General features: G+C 70.0%; 17 protein-coding genes. 4 read left to right on the top strand and 13 right to left on the bottom strand.

What is annotated here, in order from left to right:
* Positions 1-49: 49 nt before the first annotated feature.
* The 3 genes from B5F23_RS08750 to fucO all read right to left on the bottom strand — a co-directional run bounded on the left by B5F23_RS08750 (position 50) and on the right by fucO (position 3,451).
* Positions 50-727: a polyphosphate polymerase domain-containing protein gene (locus B5F23_RS08750; RefSeq protein WP_087353889.1), complete on the bottom strand. Its 678-nt coding sequence runs from the start codon at positions 725-727 to the stop codon at positions 50-52.
* Positions 717-1,739, bottom strand: a complete 1,023-nt coding sequence (locus tag B5F23_RS08755) for an anti-sigma-I factor RsgI family protein (protein WP_087353892.1) — start codon at positions 1,737-1,739, stop codon at positions 717-719. Before B5F23_RS08755 ends, B5F23_RS08750 begins: the two co-directional genes overlap by 11 nt.
* A gap of 548 nt (positions 1,740-2,287) precedes the next feature.
* On the bottom strand, positions 2,288-3,451 hold the full coding sequence (fucO, locus tag B5F23_RS08760) for a lactaldehyde reductase (RefSeq protein WP_087353896.1): 1,164 nt from the start codon (positions 3,449-3,451) through the stop codon (positions 2,288-2,290).
* Positions 3,452-3,644: 193 nt separating this feature from the next.
* Between fucO and B5F23_RS08765 the strand changes: the two genes are divergently transcribed.
* The gene (locus B5F23_RS08765) at positions 3,645-4,808 is read left to right on the top strand and encodes a M20/M25/M40 family metallo-hydrolase (RefSeq protein WP_087353899.1); all 1,164 of its coding nucleotides are present in this window, start codon (positions 3,645-3,647) and stop codon (positions 4,806-4,808) included.
* A 74-nt stretch (positions 4,809-4,882) separates the two neighbouring features.
* Here B5F23_RS08765 and B5F23_RS08770 read toward each other — a convergent pair whose 3' ends face one another.
* The gene (locus tag B5F23_RS08770; protein WP_087353901.1) at positions 4,883-5,110 is read right to left on the bottom strand and encodes a hypothetical protein; all 228 of its coding nucleotides are present in this window, start codon (positions 5,108-5,110) and stop codon (positions 4,883-4,885) included.
* A 183-nt stretch (positions 5,111-5,293) separates the two neighbouring features.
* On the opposite strand from B5F23_RS08770, the gene B5F23_RS08775 reads away from it, so the two are divergent.
* Positions 5,294-5,980, top strand: coding sequence for a C39 family peptidase (locus tag B5F23_RS08775; protein ID WP_206392345.1), 687 nt, complete (start codon positions 5,294-5,296; stop codon positions 5,978-5,980).
* A 77-nt stretch (positions 5,981-6,057) separates the two neighbouring features.
* Here B5F23_RS08775 and B5F23_RS08780 read toward each other — a convergent pair whose 3' ends face one another.
* Positions 6,058-7,266: a sensor histidine kinase gene (locus B5F23_RS08780; protein WP_206392346.1), complete on the bottom strand. Its 1,209-nt coding sequence runs from the start codon at positions 7,264-7,266 to the stop codon at positions 6,058-6,060.
* A complete protein-coding gene (locus B5F23_RS08785) occupies positions 7,256-7,969 on the bottom strand; it encodes a response regulator transcription factor (protein ID WP_087353907.1) in 714 nt (237 codons plus the stop codon). Before B5F23_RS08785 ends, B5F23_RS08780 begins: the two co-directional genes overlap by 11 nt.
* Positions 7,970-8,093: 124 nt before the next feature.
* Between B5F23_RS08785 and B5F23_RS08790 the strand changes: the two genes are divergently transcribed.
* A complete protein-coding gene (locus B5F23_RS08790; RefSeq protein WP_087353910.1) occupies positions 8,094-8,954 on the top strand; it encodes a LysR family transcriptional regulator in 861 nt (286 codons plus the stop codon).
* A 294-nt stretch (positions 8,955-9,248) separates the two neighbouring features.
* On the opposite strand, the gene B5F23_RS08795 is transcribed toward B5F23_RS08790, so the two are convergent.
* From B5F23_RS08795 to B5F23_RS08810, 4 genes are all read right to left on the bottom strand, one after another.
* Positions 9,249-9,458: a Sec-independent protein translocase subunit TatA/TatB gene (locus tag B5F23_RS08795; RefSeq protein WP_087353912.1), complete on the bottom strand. Its 210-nt coding sequence runs from the start codon at positions 9,456-9,458 to the stop codon at positions 9,249-9,251.
* Positions 9,459-9,598: 140 nt separating this feature from the next.
* Positions 9,599-10,027 (bottom strand): amino acid-binding protein, encoded by a 429-nt coding sequence (locus B5F23_RS08800; protein WP_087353915.1) that lies wholly within the window; start codon positions 10,025-10,027, stop codon positions 9,599-9,601.
* Positions 10,027-11,337: a phenylacetate--CoA ligase family protein gene (locus tag B5F23_RS08805; RefSeq protein ID WP_087353918.1), complete on the bottom strand. Its 1,311-nt coding sequence runs from the start codon at positions 11,335-11,337 to the stop codon at positions 10,027-10,029. The genes B5F23_RS08800 and B5F23_RS08805 overlap by 1 nt, the downstream gene beginning before the upstream one ends.
* Positions 11,338-11,436: 99 nt before the next feature.
* Positions 11,437-11,856 carry a hypothetical protein gene (locus tag B5F23_RS08810; protein ID WP_087353921.1) on the bottom strand — a complete coding sequence of 140 codons (420 nt, stop codon included), beginning with the start codon at positions 11,854-11,856 and terminating at the stop codon, positions 11,437-11,439.
* 541 nt (positions 11,857-12,397) lie between these two features.
* Between B5F23_RS08810 and B5F23_RS08815 the strand changes: the two genes are divergently transcribed.
* Complete coding sequence (locus B5F23_RS08815) at positions 12,398-13,477, top strand: 6-phosphofructokinase (protein WP_087353925.1); 1,080 nt, start codon at positions 12,398-12,400, stop codon at positions 13,475-13,477.
* A 208-nt stretch (positions 13,478-13,685) separates the two neighbouring features.
* On the opposite strand, the gene B5F23_RS08820 is transcribed toward B5F23_RS08815, so the two are convergent.
* The 3 genes from B5F23_RS08820 to B5F23_RS08830 form a co-directional block, all read right to left on the bottom strand.
* Positions 13,686-15,026, bottom strand: coding sequence for a M18 family aminopeptidase (locus B5F23_RS08820; RefSeq protein ID WP_087353928.1), 1,341 nt, complete (start codon positions 15,024-15,026; stop codon positions 13,686-13,688).
* Positions 15,027-15,085: 59 nt separating this feature from the next.
* On the bottom strand, positions 15,086-16,048 hold the full coding sequence (locus B5F23_RS08825) for a 3'-5' exonuclease (protein ID WP_087353931.1): 963 nt from the start codon (positions 16,046-16,048) through the stop codon (positions 15,086-15,088).
* 382 nt (positions 16,049-16,430) lie between these two features.
* Entirely contained in the window at positions 16,431-16,955 is a 525-nt protein-coding gene (locus B5F23_RS08830) for a nitroreductase family protein (RefSeq protein ID WP_087353934.1), read from the bottom strand.
* Positions 16,956-16,984: the final 29 nt, after the last annotated feature.

Here is a 16,984-nt window from a genome sequence, read left to right on the forward strand (position 1 = left end):
GCCTCCTTCTGGGGGGCGGGGTCGGGGCTGCGCGCCGCGGGCGGGCGCGCTACTCGTGGCGGCGGCAGGCGGCGTACTTGGAGTGCGAGGCGTGACGGCGGCCCGAGAGCTGCACGGCGGCGGCCACCACGTCGGGCAGGAAGCGGTCCCACTTGACCTCGAGGGTGGCGAAGCCGGGGTCCACGGGCAGCATGAGCGCGTCCGGACGCAGGAAGTCGCCCGCGCTGAGGCCGGCGCGCAGGCGCGCGTCGATGGTCACGCGCACGTTGCCGGGCGCGTACGTGAAGGCCGTGCGCTCGTAGGCGACCACCGTCCGTGGCCGCAGGAGCTGCGTGCGCATGCGGACGCGCAGCTCGCGGGCAACCTCGGCGCCCGTCTCGAGAAGGACGTCGGCGTCGCCGGCGAGCAGCCGCTCCACCTGAGCGCGCGTGAGCTCCGCGCGCGCCTTGGTGCCCAGTCCCGCCGCCTTCGACTTGCGCTCGAGGCGCACGCGGCGCGCGTCCGTGCCGTAGTAGCGCAGGCGGAACTTGTCGCGTCTGCTCACACCGTCGATCTTCTCGAGGAGCGCCTCGTCGTAGGGGGTGTCGAAGTAGAGGCTCGTGACGCGGTAGCCGCCCTCGCCGCCGTGGGCGTCATGGGGCAGGACGTGGCGGAGGCGGCGCGCGAGGGCGTCCGCCTCCGCCTGGGTGAGACGGTGCTTGAGCTCGTGGCGCGCCCTAGTCGTCATATCCCGAGTCGCCGTATCCGGAGTTGCCCGAGTCACCCGAGCCGTAGGACGAGTCGCCGTATCCGGAGTTTCCGGAGTCGTAGCCGGAGTCCCCGTAGCCGGAGTTCCCGCCGCCCGACGCGGGCGGGGTCGTGGTGGCCGGCGGCGTGGTGGTCGCGGGCGGGGTCGTGGGCGTGGTGGTCGCCGGCGGCGTGGTGGTCGCGGGCGGCGTGGTGGTCGTGGTGGTGGAGCCCCCGCCGGAGCTGCCGGAGCCGTACGCGGAGTTGCCGTAGTCGGTCACGCCGTCGGAGCCCGCGCCGTAGTCGGTGTTGCCGTAGTCGGTCACGCCGTCGGAACCCGCGCCGTAGTCGGTGTCGGTGTAGTCCGTCACGCCGTCGTTGTTGGGACCGTAGTCGGTGTCGTCATAGTCGGTGGCTCCGTCGTTGAGCGGGCCGTAGTCGGTGTCGTAGTAGTCGGTCACACCGTCGTTCTCGGGACCATAGTCGGAGTCGCCGTAGTCAGTCCAGCCAACAGCCTCGTGGCCGGAGACCTCCATCGGCGCCACAACCGACTGGCTCACCACGTAGGTCTCGGTGTCGGAGACGATGTTGCGCAGGAAGTCGTCGCTCGGCAGCGTGGAGCCCTCGCTCACGTCGAGGTAGATGGTGCGGCCGGAGCCCGTCTCCACGTCCACGAGCATCCCCGCCTCGTGGATCTTGGTGACGAGCCAGCTCACCACCGCGCGGGCCTCCTTGCCCTCGTAGTCCACGGGGGCGAGCGCGATCGTCTTTGCGGAGTCGTTGACGGCGGTCACGTCGACCACGTTGCCGGCCTCGTCGTAGCGAAGCACGAACTCGGGGTTCACGCGCAGCGTGAGCTCGCCGCCGCCGTCAAAGCTCGCGGCCTGGTCCTCGGCCTGCGCCTCGGGCTGAGCGCCCGCGGGCTGCACCGTCTGGCACCCGGCGAGCGCGCCGGTCAGGACGGTGAGAGAGAGCAGCGTGGCAAGGACGATCGGAGCGGTCTTCTTTGTCATGTTGTTCCCCTTTGTCGAGAGATACCCTTCCTCTGCACAGAGACGTCTTGCGACGCGAGGGGCCATCTCCCTTACCCGGGCCTGACGCGGGGCGCGCGCCCGGGGGACGGGGGTCGAGAGGGAAAAGCGCGACCGGCCCCTGTTGCCACCGCCATTTTCACATGGAAGACCTTAAGGCAGCCTGCCAACCCTGTAAGGACTCTGTAAGCAAAGGGGCGAGAAGAACGTCCGCAACTGCACGTCCTTCGGGTACATGCTGGTTCCGGACGCTTCCGGGCTCCAAACCGTCCGCAACCTGCACGTTCCCAGAGAAGGTGCTGGTTCCGGTCGTTCCTGGGCGCCAAACCGTCCGCAAGTCGCACGTACCGCAACAAGATGCGGGCTGCGGACGGTCTCACGTCAAGAACCGTCCGCAGCCCGCACGTACTTCTCGCCAAGTAGCCCCAATACGACGGGCCCCGCCCCTCTCGCCAAGCAGGCTTTCTGAGCGCAAAGCGCGAAGCAGCCTGCGTGCGAGAGGGACGGGGCCCACGGCGGCGGAGAGGACGCTACGCCATGACCTTGCGGAAGAGCTCCACGACCGCGGCGTGGTCGGCGTCGCGCGGGTTGCCCGGGAAGCAGGCGTCGGCGAGCGCGTCCTCAGCGAGCTGGTCGAGGTCGGCCTCGACCAGGCCGTCGCAGGTGGGCTTGATGTCCACGTCGGCGGAGAGCTGGCGCACCGCGGCGATGGCGGCGTCGGCGGCCTCGTCGACGCTCATGCCCGCGGTGTCGACGCCCATGGCGCGCGCCACGTCGGCCAGGCGCTCGGCCACGACCGGCTTGTTATACTCCATCGCCACCGGCAGCAGCATGGCGCAGGCCACGCCGTGCGGGGTGTCGTAGTGCGCGGAGAGGGTGTGCGCCATGGCGTGGTCGATGCCGAGGCCCACGTTGGAGAAGCCCATGCCCGCGACGTACTGGCCGAGCGCCATGCCCTCGCGGCCGGCGCCGGGCTCGCCGCTCTTGGCCTCGGCGACGGCGGCGCGCAGGTTCTTGGAGATGATCTCGATGGCCTTGAGGTGGAACATGTCGGAGAGCTCCCAGGCGCCCTTGGTGGTGTAGCCCTCGATGGCGTGCGTGAGCGCGTCCATGCCGGTGGCGGCGGTGAGGCCGGCGGGCATGCTCGCCATCATGTCGGGGTCGACGACGGCCACGTCGGGGATGTCGTTGACGTCCACGCACACGAACTTGCGGACCTTCTCGGGGTCGGTGATGACGTAGTTGATCGTGACCTCGGCCGCGGTGCCGGCGGTGGTGGGAACGGCCACGGTGAAGACGGCGTGCTTCTTGGTGGGAGCCACGCCCTCGAGCGAGACGACGTCGGCGAACTCGGGGTTGGCGACGATGATGCCGATGCCCTTGGCGGTGTCCATCGAGGAGCCGCCGCCGATGGTGACGATGCAGTCGGCACCCGAGGCCTGGTAGGCGGCCACGCCGTCCTGGACGTTCTTGATCGTGGGGTTGGGCTTGATCTCGGAGTAGAGCTCCCAGGCGATGCCCGCCTCGTCGAGGAGGTCGGTGACCTTGGAGACCACGCCGAACTTCACGAGGTCGGGGTCGGAGCAGACGAAGGCCTTCTTGTAGCCGCGGCGCTCGAGCTCGCCGGGGATCTCCTTGATCGCGCCGGCGCCGTGGTAGGAGATGTTGTTCAGGACGAAGCGGTTGACTGCCATGTGTGACCCCCTTGGGTTGCGCTGACGCGCGGCCGCGCGCCGTCAGAAGTATGCGAGCGCGCGGGGTCCTTCTCGCCCGGTTTTCCGCGCACGGTGCCCACCTGTCGGCGAGAAGGACCGTGCGCGCCGCGCTTCTCGCCCGCGGCCCCATGCGCTAAGCTCGTGGCAGCTGCACGCCGCCGAGGGAGCGACCATGAACGAGAAGACCCGCCACATCGCGACCGCCTACGCCGACGAGGCCTACGAGGAGGAGCTCGAGCTGCTGCGGGCGCTCGCCCAGATACCGGCCCCGTCCGGCCACGAGGAGCGTCGCGCGGAGTTTGTCCGCGACTGGCTGCTCGCGCAGGGCGCCCCGGTGGGCTCGGTGCGCGTCGACGGCGCCAAGAACGTCATCCTGAACCTCCCGGCGGGCCCGGGGACGCCCGGCGACGGGGGCCTCGCGGTCTTTGCCGCCCACACCGACGTGGTCTTCCCGGACACCGACGCGCTGCCGCTCGCGGAGAGCGCAACGCGCCTTCTGGCCCCCGGCGTGGGCGACGACACCGCCAACCTCGTGGGCCTGCTCATGGCCGCGCGCTGGTTCCTGCGCCACCGCCCCGCGCTCGACCGGCCGATCCTGGTGGTGGCCAACTCGTGCGAGGAGGGGCTCGGCAACCTCGCCGGCACGCGCGAGCTCTTCTCCCACTACGCGGGGCGCGTGGCCGAGTTCACGAGCTTCGACCTCTACCTCGGAACGCACGTCACGCACGCGGTGGGCAGCCACCGCTGGCGCGTGATCTGCCACACCGAGGGCGGCCACTCCTGGGAGAACTTCGGGCGTGACAACGCGATCGAGGCGCTCTGCTCCTTCATCGAGGACCTCTACGCGCTCGAGCTGCCCACGCGCGCCAAGACCACCGTCAACGTGGGGCGCTTCGTGGGCGGCACGACGGTCAACTCCATCGCCGAGGAGGCGAGCGTGCTCGTGGAGTACCGCTCGAGCTCGGAGGAGTGCCTCGAGGAGATGTACGGCAAGTTCGTGGTGCTCGTGGAGGAGCACCTGCGCGAGCACACCCGCATCGACGCCAAGCTCATCGGGCGCCGGCCGGCCTCCGGCGAGGTGGTTCCGGACGGCCAGGAAGGTCTCATCGCCCGCACCGACCGCATCATCCGCGACCTGGGCGGCGTCACGCCCGAGCACCACGAGTCCTCGACCGACGCCAACATCCCCTTCTCGCTCGGCATCCCCGCCCACACCGTGGGCACCGTGGTGGGAGACCTGCTCCACACGCGCGAGGAGTGGATCGAGAAGGACAGCCTGCGCCGCGGCCTGGCCGTCATCCTCGCCCTCATGCTCGAGCACGCGACCGAGATGTAGCGCGCCCGTGCCGCGCCGGCACAAAAAAAGGAGCCCGCAGGCTCCTCCTCCCCTTCTGGGATGTGCTTCGCGCCTTACGCCGCGCGCACGCACTTGACGAGCAGCGGCGAGTCCGCGTGGTTCTGCTCGTGGGAGGAGAACCACTGGTCGACGTCGTTGAACAGGATGCGCTGGCTGTCCGCCCAGAAGCGCCGCTCGTGACCGCCCACGAGCGCGCGATACTCGCCGCCCATGAACCAGCCGTTGTGGCACGCGTCGAGCACCTTGCGCTGACGCCTGTCCATGTCCTTGATCTTGGTCATGCCTTCCCTCCTTTCTGTTTGCCAACACGCTCGTTATACCCAACTTAGCCGTTCGCGGAAACACACTTGACAAAAGCACTACAAATCTATCCACAAAGATTAGGAGAACGTTAAGGGCCGGTTCATGCGGCGTTATGGGGGCCGCGCGCATCCTTGGCAGCGCCACCGATGCGAGGAGGAACCATGCCAAACGTGAGGATCGCCCCCAGGCGCTACACCCGTCGCCGCAGGGCGAGAAGGACCCCGGCCCTGCTGCTCGCCTGCGTCCTCGTCGCGCTCGTCGTGGGCGCGTCCGCCGTCGCGCTCTGCCACGCCGCCCCGGGTGCGACCGCGTCGTCCGCGGGCGAGGCGGCGGCCTCGACCCCGCGCTCGGAGTGGCGCGCCGGCGAGGTGCCCCACCTCTACCAGACCGACCCCGCGTGGGCCGACTCCCCGTACGCCGGGGGCACCATCCGCGAGAACGGCTGCGGGCCCACGGCGCTCGCCATGGCCTACGTGGCCCTCACCGGACGCGACGACATGGGCCCCGTCGAGATGGCGGCCTTCGCGGAGCGCGGCGGCTACGTCTCGGACGGCATGAGCACATGGACGCTCATGAGCGAGGGCGCCGCCGAGCTGGGGCTCACCTCCGAGGAGCTCCCCGCCGACGAGGGCAGCGTGCGCGCCGCCCTTCTCGCCGGCCACCCCGTGATCTGCAGCGTGCGGCCGGGGGACTTCACCACCACGGGCCACTTCATCGTGCTCGCCGGGCTCGCCGACGACGGCGAGGTCGTGGTGCGCGACCCCAACAGCGCAGAGCGCAGCGGGCGCACGTGGGACCTCGGGCGCGTGCTGGGGCAGTGCGCGAACCTCTGGGAGCTCTCCGCGTGAGAGCGGCGCTCGGCGGCGGGCGCGGGTGGCGCACCCGACGCCCTTCTCGCCCCGGTCCGTAGGACGCGGCCGAGGCGCTACCCCCGCCCGGGCCCGGGCGTCGGGAGCGTCACGGTGAAGGTCGTGCGGCCCGCCTCGCTCGCGGCAGAGATGGTCCCGCCGTGCAGCCCCACGATCTCGCGCGCGATGGCCAGGCCGAGGCCCGCGCCGCCCGTGGCCGAGCCGCGCGACTCGTCGAGGCGGTAGAACTTGTCGAAGATCGAGCGCAGCTTGTGGGAGGGGATCGTGGCGCCCGTGTCGGAGACCTCCACCACGACGCCCTCCCCCTCGCGGCGCGCGGAGAGCTCGACCGGGGTGCCCTCGTCGCTGTAGGCGATCGCGTTCTTGATGAGGTTGCCAAAGACGCGCGCGAGCCGGGCCGCGTCCGCCTCGACCACGAGCGGCTCCCCGGGGTCCTCGGCCGTGCGCGCCGTCCCCTCCACCTCGACGCGCGCCACGTTGCCGTGCGCGGCGAGCGCCGGGTAGAACTCGTCGGCCACCTGCGCCAGGAGAAACGCCAGGTCGACCGGGACCAGCTCGAGCTCGATGTGCGTGAGGTTGTAGCGCGTGATGTCGAAGAACTCGTTCACCAGGCGCTCGAGGCGCAGCGCCTTGTCGAGCGCCACGCCCACGTAGCGGAGGCGCTGGGGCTCGGGCATCTCGGGCACCTCGTCGATCAGCGAGAGGTAGCCGATCACCGAGGTGAGCGGCGTCTTGAGGTCGTGGGCGAGGTAGGTGATGAGGTCGCTCCTTCGGGCGGACTCGTCCTCGAGGCGACGCTCCTGGTCGGCCGCGGCGCGCTTGGCCTCGGCCGCCACGAGCGCGAGCTCCTCCCACCCGGCCGGGAACGCCTCGGCGGCGTCCAGGTCGTGGGCGAGAAACGCGCGCAGCAGCTCGGCCGCGCGCGCACGCTGCTCGCGCTCGGCGCGACGCCGGGAGACGCGCGCGGAGGCGAGGCCCGTGGCCACGACCAGTGCCGCGCCGAAGAGCCCGAGCTGGAAGAAGAGGTAGCGCGTTCCGACGATGTCGAGCGCGACCTCGGCCGAGACCCCGAACTCGTTCAGGTTGTGGACGTTCAGCACCTGGCCCGAGACCCAGTCGATGAAGGCGCCGTTCAGCGCCACGTCGACGAAGTTCACGAGCACGTTGTAGGCCACGACGGCCAGAAGGACCGCGGTGGCCGCGATCCCGACCGTGCGCAGCGAGCCTGCGAGCCGCGGGCTCTTCTCGCCATCCCTATCGCTCAATCTTGTATCCCAATCCCCAGACGGTCCTGATGTACTTGGGGTCCTCGAAGGAGTCCCCCATCTTCTCCCGAAGGTGGCGCACGTGCACGGTGATGGAGCCGGAGCCCTTCTCGTAGTAGGCGTCGCCAAAGATGCGCTGGTAGAGCTCGCGCGCCGAGACCACGGCGCCGTCCGCCTCGAGGAGCTCCCTCAGCAGGGAGAACTCCGTGGGGGTGAGCGAGAGCGGCCGGTCGTTGAGCGTCGCCTCGTGGGCGGGGACGTCGAGCGTGAGGGCCCGGCAGGTGAGCACCTCGCCCTCGCGCCGCGCGCCGGGTTCGAGGGAGTTGTAGGTGGTGTAGCGCCTGAGCTGAGCCTTCACGCGCGCGACGAGCTCGAGCGGCAGGAAGGGCTTGGTCACGTAGTCGTCCGCGCCGAGCGAGAGCCCCGCGATCTTGTCGGCCTGCTCGCCGCGCGCCGTGAGCATGATGACCGGGTAGCCGTGGCGGCGCCTGATGGCGCGGCAGACGTCGAGCCCGCTTGCGCCGGGCAGCATCACGTCGAGGATGGCCAGGTCGACGGCCGGGGCAGCCTCGTCCGCGACGCGCGCGAGCGCCGCGGCGCCGTCGTGCAGGCACTCCACGGCAAATCCCTCCGCCTCCAGGTAGACGGCCACGAGCTCGCAGATCTCGGGCTCGTCGTCCACCACCAGTACGCGCTCTCCCATCGCGCCTCCCTTCGCCTCAAGGATACGCGGTGGACGGCCGGCAGTTCCTAACGTTTGCTTAAGGGCGCGCCGACGGCGGCTGCCATACAATCTTGCTATCGCAAAGCGTCTCGAGGGAGGGCCCTTGAATCTCAAGCAGCTCGAGTACTTCGTCGCCATCGCCGAGGAGGGCCAGATCACCGCGGCCGCCCGGCGCCTGCACATCTCGCAGCCGCCGCTCTCCTACGAGCTCGCCCAGCTCGAGCGAGAGCTCGGGACGCAGCTCGTCCGCCGGGGACCGCGAGGCGTCACACTCACGGAGGCGGGCCGGCTCCTCTACGACCGCGCCCGGCGCATCCTGGCCATGGCCACCGCCACGGCGCGCGAGGTCTCCAGCGTGGGCCGCGGCCTCACCGGGACGCTCGGCCTCGCGGTCTGCGGCGGCGTCGCCGGGCTCGCGCCGAGCGCGCGGCTCGCGGAGCTCGCCCGTCGCCACGCGGACGTCTCCCTCGAGGTGCGCGAGGGGTCGGTCCCCGAGGTGATCGAGCTCGTCGCGAGCGGCATCGTTGAGGTCGGGGTGGTCCGCACGCCGTTCCCGACCCAGGGCCTGCGCTGCCGCTACGCGCCCGCCGAGCCGTTCGTGGCCGTCATGCCACCCGAGCTCGAGACGGGCGGCGAGCTCTCCGTCGAGGCGGGCGAGCTCGCCGGCTCCCCCATCGTCTGCGACCGGCGCACCTCGTCTGCGCTCGCGCGCGCCTGCCCGGGCCTCCCCGCCCCCTTCTGCCTCACCGAGGACGAGCGGACGACCTGCTCGTGCGCCGCGGCGGGCCTCGGAGTGGGCCTTGTCCCGCGCTCGCTGCTCGCCGTCTGCGACACCGGGCCGTGCTTCATCAAGACCGTCGCCGAGAAGGCGCTCGAGACGCGCGCCGCGGTCATCTGGAAGGCCGACCGGTCGCTCTCCCCGCTCGCGGAGCGCGCCGTCGCGCTTCTCGGCGAGCTCGCGTAGGCCAGGCGCGTGCAGTTTGGCCCTTCAGTCCATGAAACCCGGGGTCCGCTGTGCAGTTTTGCCTCTCAGTCCATGGATTTTTGCCTCGTGAGGCTCATTTGTTTTGAGCTTTGATTTTCTTTCCTGGGCAAACGTCGACGCGTCTCCGTCAGAGCATCAAAAACGCATGTCCCGAGAGGCAAAACTGCACAGCGGACCCGCCCGTTCATGGATCGAAGGGCCAAATTGCACAAAAAAGCGCCCCCGGCGGGAAAGGGTCCGGGGGCGAAGGGAGGAAAGGCTGGGTTCGGGAGGCTAACTGACGGCGTCGTCGTCATCGGAGAAGCGCGCGACCGCCGGCTCGGCCTCCGGCGTCTCGTCGACGCCGTCCTCCATGCCCTCGCGCACGTTCTTGACCGTCTTGCCGATGGCCGACCCCAGCTTGGGCAGGTTCTTCGGCCCAAAGATGACCAGGACCACGAGAAGGATGATCGCAATCTCGGGAACGCCCATGCCAAGTATCATTCCGTGCCTCCAATGACGTCGCTTGCCACGGCCTATGGTAGGACGAGGCAGACCACCGGTAAAATACATAGTAGAGGGGTCTGCCATACACGCCTTGTATGGCAGACCCCTCTTTGCGGACACGCGCGACGCGACGGCGCCTACTCGAGGTCGCGCTGGTCGTACACGTGGAAGCCCGCGGCCTCGATCGCCCAGGTCGCAGCGGCCGCGGCGGCGGGGTCGGAGATCTTGAGCGCCATGATGGCCGTCTCGTCTGCCGTGGAGAAGCAATACCCGTACTCGATGTTGAGGTCGAGATCGTCGAGCTTCTCGAGCAGGTCGGCGGAGCCCCCGGGGCGGTGCGGGACGGCGATGGCCATCACCTTGGTGATGATCGCGCGATAGCCGCCAGCGTCGAGCGCGTCGAGCGCCGCGTGGGTGTCGCTGCAGATGATGCGCACCACGCCGTAGTCGGTGGTGTCGGCCACGGAGAGCGCGGCCATGTTGATGTTGGCGTTCCCCAGGCAGCGGCACAGCGCCGCGAGGCGGCCCTTCTCGTTCTCAAGAAAGACGGTAATCTGCTCGATCATCACTTGGTCCCCTTCCTGAGGTCGACGATGCGCTTTGCCTTGCCCTCGCTGCGCGCGATGGTCTTGGGCTCCACGAGGCGGACGCGCACGCCCACCGAGAGCGCGGTCTTGAGGCGCGCGGAGATCTCCTTCTGCAGCCGCTCGATGGCCGAGACGGCGTCGAAGTCGAAGTCGGGGTTGACCTCGGCCTTGAGCGTGACGAGGTCGAGCGAGCGCTGGTCGGTGTCGATCTCGATCTGGTACCAGGAGGAGACCTGCGGGAACGTCTTCATGACGTCCTCGATCTGGCTCGGGAAGACGTTGACGCCGCGGATGATGAGCATGTCGTCGGTGCGCCCGTGGATGCGGTCGATGCGCCGGTGCGTCCGGCCGCAGGCGCACTCGCCCGGCAGGATGCGCGTGATGTCGCGCGTGCGGTAGCGCACCACCGGCGACGCCTCGCGGTCGATCGTGGTGAGCACGAGCTCGCCCCACTCGCCGTCGGGCAGCACCTCGCCGGTGTTGGGGTCGATGATCTCCGCGTAGAAGTGGTCCTCGGCCAGGTGCAGGCCGTCCTGCTCCCAGCACTCGATGGCCACTCCCGGGCCCATCGTCTCGGTGAGCCCGTAGACGTCGAGCACGTGGTAGCCCAGCTTGCGCTCGAGGTCGCGGCGGAAGTTGTCGGAGAAGGGCTCGGCGCCGTGGATGCCCGCGCGCAGGTGGAAGTCGCGCGTGGGGTCGAGCCCCATCTCGATGGCGGTGTCGGCGATGTGCATGGCGTAGCTCGGCGTGCAGCAGATGATCGTCGAGCCCATCTCCTTGAGCACGCGGATCTGGCGCTCGGTGTTGCCGGCGGACATGGGGATCACGGTCGAGTCCATCCACAGGCCGCCGTAGTGCGCGCCCAGGCCGCCGGTGAACAGGCCGTAGCCGTAGCAGACGTGCACGACGTCGCTCTCGTCGCCCCCCGCGTAGATGATGCCGCGGGCAAAGCACTCGCCCCAGATCTCGAGGTCGTGCTCGGTGTAGCCGCCCACGGTCGCCACGCCGGTGGTGCCGGAGGACATGTGGATCTCCTTCACGGCGGAGAGCGGAGTGGCAAACATCCCGTAGGGGTAGTTGTCGCGCAGGTCCTGCTTGGTCACGAAGGGGGCGCGCCGCAGGTCGTCCAGGGAGCGCACGGAGTACGGGTCAAAGCCCGCCTCGTCGAAGCTCTTGTGGTAGAACGGCACGTTCTCGTAGCACGCCACGACGGTCTTCTTGATGCCCTCGAGCTGGACCTGCTCGATCCGCTCGTGTGGCGCGGTGAGGATGTCCTGCTTCCTGCTCATGCGCTGCCCCTTCCTTCGGCCCACGGACAACAGTGAGTTTAGGCAACTAAAGCGCCGAGAAGAACCTCGCGTCGGTGGGCGGTGGCTGGGGCGCGGCGCCTACCGGGCCGCCTCGAGGCGCGCAAGCACCGTGCGCGTGGCGGCGATCGCGGCGGCCACGTCGTCCTGGGCGTCGTCGATCTGGCGCTGGACGTAGATGTCCACGAGCGGGTTGTCCACGAAGATGTCGACGGCGGTGGCGAGCGTGCCTATCCTGACGCGCAGGTCGTCGACGCCGCTCACGTCGTCGAGCTCGCGAAGGAAGGCGCGCAGGTACGCCCTCGCCTCCCCGAGCGCCGTCTGCGCCTTGCTGATGCGCACGTGCTTGAAGGCGCTCGTGAGGCCGCCACCCAGGAAGATGTCGGCGACGCCCCACCTGCCCGCGCTCTCGAGCGCCTCGGATGCCTCCTCGAGGCTCGCGAGCGCGCGCCGCCCCGCGGCGACGGCCTCGTCGACCTCACGTCTCTGCTCCGGCGTCATGGCTCCCCCTCCGCGATCCGGCGCTCCGGCGCCCCGCAACGGGCCCAAGTGTAGCCCATCCGGCGCGCCAGGGCCCGCGGGGGCGCCCGGCACCGCGCTCCCGCTGCCACGGCGGGGGCGCGATTGGGTGGCATTCTTTATATAAAGAAGTGCCTACACGTTAGCTCTTCTCGCCCTCAAGGCTCTGAGCTGGGAAAACGTCGGACCGCAAGGCAACGGGAGCGGAGTCACGGCCGCAGGGGGCGCCTCGGGCATCAAACATCGCACCCAATCGCACCCCGTTTCGGGCAGGACGGGGGCGGCGAGAAGCGCGGGCGGCCCCAAAGGACGCCGCGCGGGCCCGCACCCGGGAAAAGTCTTAACCGTTGGCGACAGTCGGACCGGGCGGAGCGGCCGGCAGGCGGCCCGGGCGGAGCGGGCCGCCCCGCCCCGCGGGGAGACGCAAGCGCCGGCATCGGTACCGTTTGCGGAGAAGAGTGCCCCGGCGGCCGGGGGAGGCGCATACTTTGTCTATCTGTGACTCCACGAGGAAGGGACACCCATGCTGAGAATCGGACTCCTCACGAGCGGCGGCGACTGCCAGGCGCTCAACGCCACCATGCGCGGCATCGTCAAGACCATCTACCGCAACGCGGGCGAGCCCGTCGAGGTCTACGGCTTCGAAGACGGCTACCAGGGCCTCATCTACGAGCGCTTCCGCCTGATGGACAACCGCGACTTCTCCGGCCTGCTCACGGTGGGCGGCACCATCCTCGGCACGAGCCGCACCCCCTTCAAGCTCCTCGACACGCCCGAGGCCGACGGAGTCAACAAGGTCGAGGCCATGAAGCACACCTACGCCAAGCTCAAGCTCGACTGCCTCTTCATGCTCGGCGGCAACGGCTCCACCAAGACCGCCAACCGCCTCTCCGAGGAGGGCCTCAACGTCATCGCCCTGCCCAAGACCATCGACAACGACACCTGGGGCACGGACATGACCTTCGGCTTCGCGAGCTCCGTCGAGGTGGCCACGCGCTGCATCGACGAGATCCACACGACCGCCAACTCGCACGGCCGCGTCTTCGTGATCGAGATCATGGGCCACAAGGTCGGCTGGATCCCGCTGTACGCGGGCGTGGCCGGCGGCGCCGACGTCATCCTCATCCCCGAGATCCCCTACGACATGGACAACGTCTGCCGCGTCATCGAGGAGCGCGACAAGGCGGGCTCGCGCTTCACGATCGTGGTCGTGGCCGAGGGCGCCATCTCCAAGGAGGAGGCCGCGCTCTCCAAGAAGGAGTACAAGAAGCTCGTGGCCGCGCGCACCACGCCCTCGATCGCCTACGACATCGCGGCGGAGATCGACCGGCGCACCGGCCGCGAGATCCGCGTCGCCATCCCCGGCCACACCCAGCGCGGCGGCGACCCGGACGCCCAGGACCGCATCTTCGCCACGCAGTGCGGCGTCGAGGCGGGCCTTGCGTGCCTCAAGGGCAAGTTCGGCGTCATGATCGCCCAGGTCAACGGCAAGATGACGCGGGTGCCGCTCAAGGAGGTCGCCGGCAAGCTCAAGTACGTCGACCCCAAGAGCGACCTCGTCCGCGAGGCGCGCGCCCTCGGCATCAGCTTCGGCGACGAGTAGGTACAGGGCCGCTCCACGGCGAGAAGGACCGGCGGGTCGGGGACCTCGGCTCCCGGCCCGCTTTTGTAGGCGCGAAGCGACACTTTGGGGCGCAGGAGTGTCGTTTGGCGCCTACAGTTCTGATTTGTAGGCGCGAAGCGACGTTTTTCTCGCCAGAAGTGTCGTTTGGCGCCTACAAAAGGGGCCGGCGCCGGCAGTCCGGGCTGGTCTAGCGCAGCTCCACCGAGTCCGCGCCGTCGATGACCAGGTCCGTCTCGTAGAAGGCCGCTAGCGCGTCGATCGCGAGCGCGGTGTCGCGCGCGCCGGCGGTCTCGAAGACGGAGTGCATGGCCAGCTGCGGGCAGCCCACGTCCACGGCGTGCACGCTGACCTGCGCGTTCGAGAGGTTGCCGAGGGTCGACCCGCCGCGCTTGTCGCTGCGGTTGGCAAACACCTGGTACGGCACGCCCGCGCGCTCCAGGACGGCCACGAGCGCCGCGCGGCTGAAGGCGTCCGTGCAGTAGAGCTGGTTGGCCGACTCCTTGACCACGAGGCCGCCGTTCAGCGCGCAGCGGTTGGCCTCGTCGCACTCCGCGGCGTGGTTGGGGTGGACGGCGTGCGCGTTGTCGCAGCTCAGAAGCATCGAGGCCGCCAGCGCGCGGCGGTGCGCCTCGTCCGTGGCCCCCAGGCCCGCGCTCACGCGCGCGAGCGCGTCCGCCAGCAGCGTGGAGCTCGCGCCCTGCTTGGTGAGCGAGCCCACCTCCTCGTTGTCGAAGCACGCAAAGACGCTCACGTCCCGCGCGTTGTCCGTGGCGAGAAACGCGCGGAGCGCCGCGTAGGCGCACTGCAGGTCGTCGATGTGCCCGCCGGAGACGAACTCCCCGGCCACGCCCCATACGCGCGGCTCCTCGTGCGCCACGAGGAACAGGTCGTAGCCCAGCAGGTCCTCCACCGCGCACCCGGCCGCCTCGGCCACCACCCGCGCGAACGCCCCGCGCTCGAGCGCGCCGGCCGAGAAGAGCGGGCAGAGGTCGACGGCACGGTTGAGCCTGGGCGCGAGCCCCCGCTCGCGGTCGAAGTGGATCGCGAGGCTCGGGATGAGGCAGACGTCCTCGCGCACGTCCACCAGGCGACTCTCCACGCGCGCGCCCACGCGCACGAGCGCGCGGCCGGCCACGCCGAGCGGTCGGTCGAGCCAGGTGTGGTCGAGCATGCCGCCGTAGCCCTCGACGTCCAGGCGCAGGTACTCGCCCGGGCCCGCCAGCTCCGGCACCGCCTTCACCTTGTAGCTGGGCGAGTCGCCGTGCGCGGCGCACATCTGGAAGTGGTGCGGCGCGGCGGTCGGGTCCACATCGGCGCCCACCTTCCAGGCCACCACGCTCGAGTTGTTGCGCACGGTGTAGTAGCTGCCGCCGGCGCGCACGTCCCACGCGGCGCCCTCGCTCAGGTAGGCAAAGCCGGCTGCGTCAAGGCGCCGGCGGATCTGGTCCACGGCGTGGAAGGCCGTCGGGCAGGCGCGGAGAAACTCCACGAGGCCGGCGGCCGCGTCCCTCTCGTCAGTCTTGGTCATGCTGACTCCTTCGGTCGTCTGTTGCGACCGACTAGCCTAGCACTTCTCGCCGGCAGGCCCTACAGCATGTTGCGCGCCGTGAACTCCGCCTGGACCGTGGCCAGCATGAGCTCCACGTCGTCGAGGCCGAGGTGGCGCTCGGACTCGCCCGCCTTGAGCGTGCCGCGGCGGCGCGCCCAGCTCTCGAGCGAGGCGGGGCGCTGCTCGTGCGGTAGCGTGCGCGTCTCGGGGTCCACGCGCCGGCAGATGTCGCGCGAGTCGATCGGCACCACGCGGCCGGCCTTGCGGGCCTCCGCGTAGCCGTCGATGTGCAGCATGAACCACGAGTCCTCGAAGGCGGCGTTGTGCGCCATGAACGGGTAGGCGCACATCGTGGCGAGAAGCGCCTCCTGGACCTGCCTGTCCTCGCGGAAGGGGCGCTTGCCCTCGAGGTCGCTCCATTGGATCTTGTGGATGTCCGCCAGCGGCACGCCCTTCTCGGCGTACATCTCGGGCAGGCCGAAGTAGCCGGCAAACGGGTCGTGCGGCTTGGCGTCCGGGCCGATGGTCATGAACTCGAGGCCGACGTTGATGATGTAGCCGCGCGCCGGGTCGCGGTCGGTGGTCTCGATGTCGATGCCCACCACCATGCCGGAGACCGGCGCGTCGACCCAGGCCACGTTGAGGTCGCGCGCGTCGGGGCCGGCAAGCGCCGTGACCTCGGCGTCCGTGCGATGCTGCAGCACGGCCACGGCGTGGATGAGGTCCTGGTTGGAGAGGCCGCGCGCGAGGCTTGAGGCAGAGACGTCGCGCAGCTTCTCGATGCCAAAGCGGTCGCAGACGTCGCGGTTGCGGTCCGCGAGCGAGCGCACGAGGTCAAAGGAGAAGGGCTCCCGGCCGGCCGGCGCGTCCGCCCACGCCGCGCGCAGGACGCCGAGGGCCTCCTCGTTTCTGGCGCGCTCCGCGGAAAGCGACGCGTCGTCGGTGAGAAAGCCCGGGAAGACGAAGGCGTTCGCGCACTCTATGGCTTGGCTGAGGTCCATGTCACGTCTCTCTCGGTCGACTTCTGCGAGGCACTAGCAAGGCTAGCACAGCGGCAGGGCGCGGCGGCGAGAAGAACGCGCGGGGCGGCGGGGCGGCGGCACCGGGCGAAAGCGACCGCAATCTGCACGTACCCCTCGAACATGCAGGTTGCGGACGGTATATAGCCCGGAAGCGTCCGCAAGCTGCACGCACCCCTCAAACGTGCAGGTTGCGGACGGTTTTGAGACCCGAAGCGACCGCAATCTGCACGTATCCCTCGAACATGCAGGTTGCGGACGGTTTCCCTAGCCAAAGCGACCGGAACCTGCACGTACCGTGGGGAACGTGCCGGCCGCGAGGTTCTTCTCGGCAAAGGCGAGAAGAACGCGGCCGCGGGCGCCCCTAGCGGGCCCAGACCAGACGGCCCTCTCGGCGCGGCTTGGGCTCGGGCACCTCGGCGGCATAGCCCAGGATGCAGTGGCCGACGCCCTCGTAGTCGCCCTCGACGCCCAGGTCGGCCAGGATCTGGCGGCCCTCCGGGGTGTCGAACTCCTCGCGGGCGCGGTGGATCCAGCAGCTGCCCAGCCCCAGCTCGTGCGCGGCGAGCATGAGGTTGCCCATCACGAGCGAGCCGTCATAGACGTGGGTGGGCACGCTGCGGTCCGCCAGCACCACAAGGACCACGGGCGCCCCGTAGAACGGGTCGGTCCCCTCGGGCGCGCCCATGATGCGCGCGTTCATGGCCGAGAGGCGGTCGCGCAGGGCGCGGTCGGTCACCGCGAGCACGATGGGAGACTGGCGCCCGCGGCCGCTCGCCGCCCAGAGCCCGGCGTCGACCACCCTCTCGACGAGCTCGTCCGACGGCACCTCCTCGGTGTAGGCGCGCACGCTGCGGCGCTTCCTCATGGCCTCGATGACCTCGTTCATGGCTGCCTCCTCGACTCGTGGGCTTCCTT

The organism is Olsenella sp. An188 (assembly GCF_002160255.1).
GTDB classification, from domain to species: Bacteria; Actinomycetota; Coriobacteriia; order Coriobacteriales; family Atopobiaceae; genus Thermophilibacter; species Thermophilibacter avistercoris.

Excerpts from the sequence above, each read along its gene's own strand:
- B5F23_RS08825 (WP_087353931.1), bottom strand. The coding sequence starts at position 16,048 with ATGGACCTCAGCCAAGCCATAGAGTGCGCGAACGCCTTCGTCTTCCCG.
- B5F23_RS08770 (WP_087353901.1), bottom strand. The coding sequence starts at position 5,110 with ATGACCAAGATCAAGGACATGGACAGGCGTCAGCGCAAGGTGCTCGAC.
- B5F23_RS08775 (WP_206392345.1), top strand. The coding sequence starts at position 5,294 with ATGCCAAACGTGAGGATCGCCCCCAGGCGCTACACCCGTCGCCGCAGG.
- B5F23_RS08765 (WP_087353899.1), top strand. The coding sequence starts at position 3,645 with ATGAACGAGAAGACCCGCCACATCGCGACCGCCTACGCCGACGAGGCC.
- B5F23_RS08815 (WP_087353925.1), top strand. The coding sequence starts at position 12,398 with ATGCTGAGAATCGGACTCCTCACGAGCGGCGGCGACTGCCAGGCGCTC.
- B5F23_RS08785 (WP_087353907.1), bottom strand. The coding sequence starts at position 7,969 with ATGGGAGAGCGCGTACTGGTGGTGGACGACGAGCCCGAGATCTGCGAG.
- B5F23_RS08800 (WP_087353915.1), bottom strand. The coding sequence starts at position 10,027 with ATGATCGAGCAGATTACCGTCTTTCTTGAGAACGAGAAGGGCCGCCTC.
- B5F23_RS08750 (WP_087353889.1), bottom strand. The coding sequence starts at position 727 with ATGACGACTAGGGCGCGCCACGAGCTCAAGCACCGTCTCACCCAGGCG.
- B5F23_RS08805 (WP_087353918.1), bottom strand. The coding sequence starts at position 11,337 with ATGAGCAGGAAGCAGGACATCCTCACCGCGCCACACGAGCGGATCGAG.
- B5F23_RS08795 (WP_087353912.1), bottom strand. The coding sequence starts at position 9,458 with ATGATACTTGGCATGGGCGTTCCCGAGATTGCGATCATCCTTCTCGTG.
- B5F23_RS08755 (WP_087353892.1), bottom strand. The coding sequence starts at position 1,739 with ATGACAAAGAAGACCGCTCCGATCGTCCTTGCCACGCTGCTCTCTCTC.
- B5F23_RS08820 (WP_087353928.1), bottom strand. The coding sequence starts at position 15,026 with ATGACCAAGACTGACGAGAGGGACGCGGCCGCCGGCCTCGTGGAGTTT.
- B5F23_RS08830 (WP_087353934.1), bottom strand. The coding sequence starts at position 16,955 with ATGAACGAGGTCATCGAGGCCATGAGGAAGCGCCGCAGCGTGCGCGCC.
- B5F23_RS08810 (WP_087353921.1), bottom strand. The coding sequence starts at position 11,856 with ATGACGCCGGAGCAGAGACGTGAGGTCGACGAGGCCGTCGCCGCGGGG.
- fucO (WP_087353896.1), bottom strand. The coding sequence starts at position 3,451 with ATGGCAGTCAACCGCTTCGTCCTGAACAACATCTCCTACCACGGCGCC.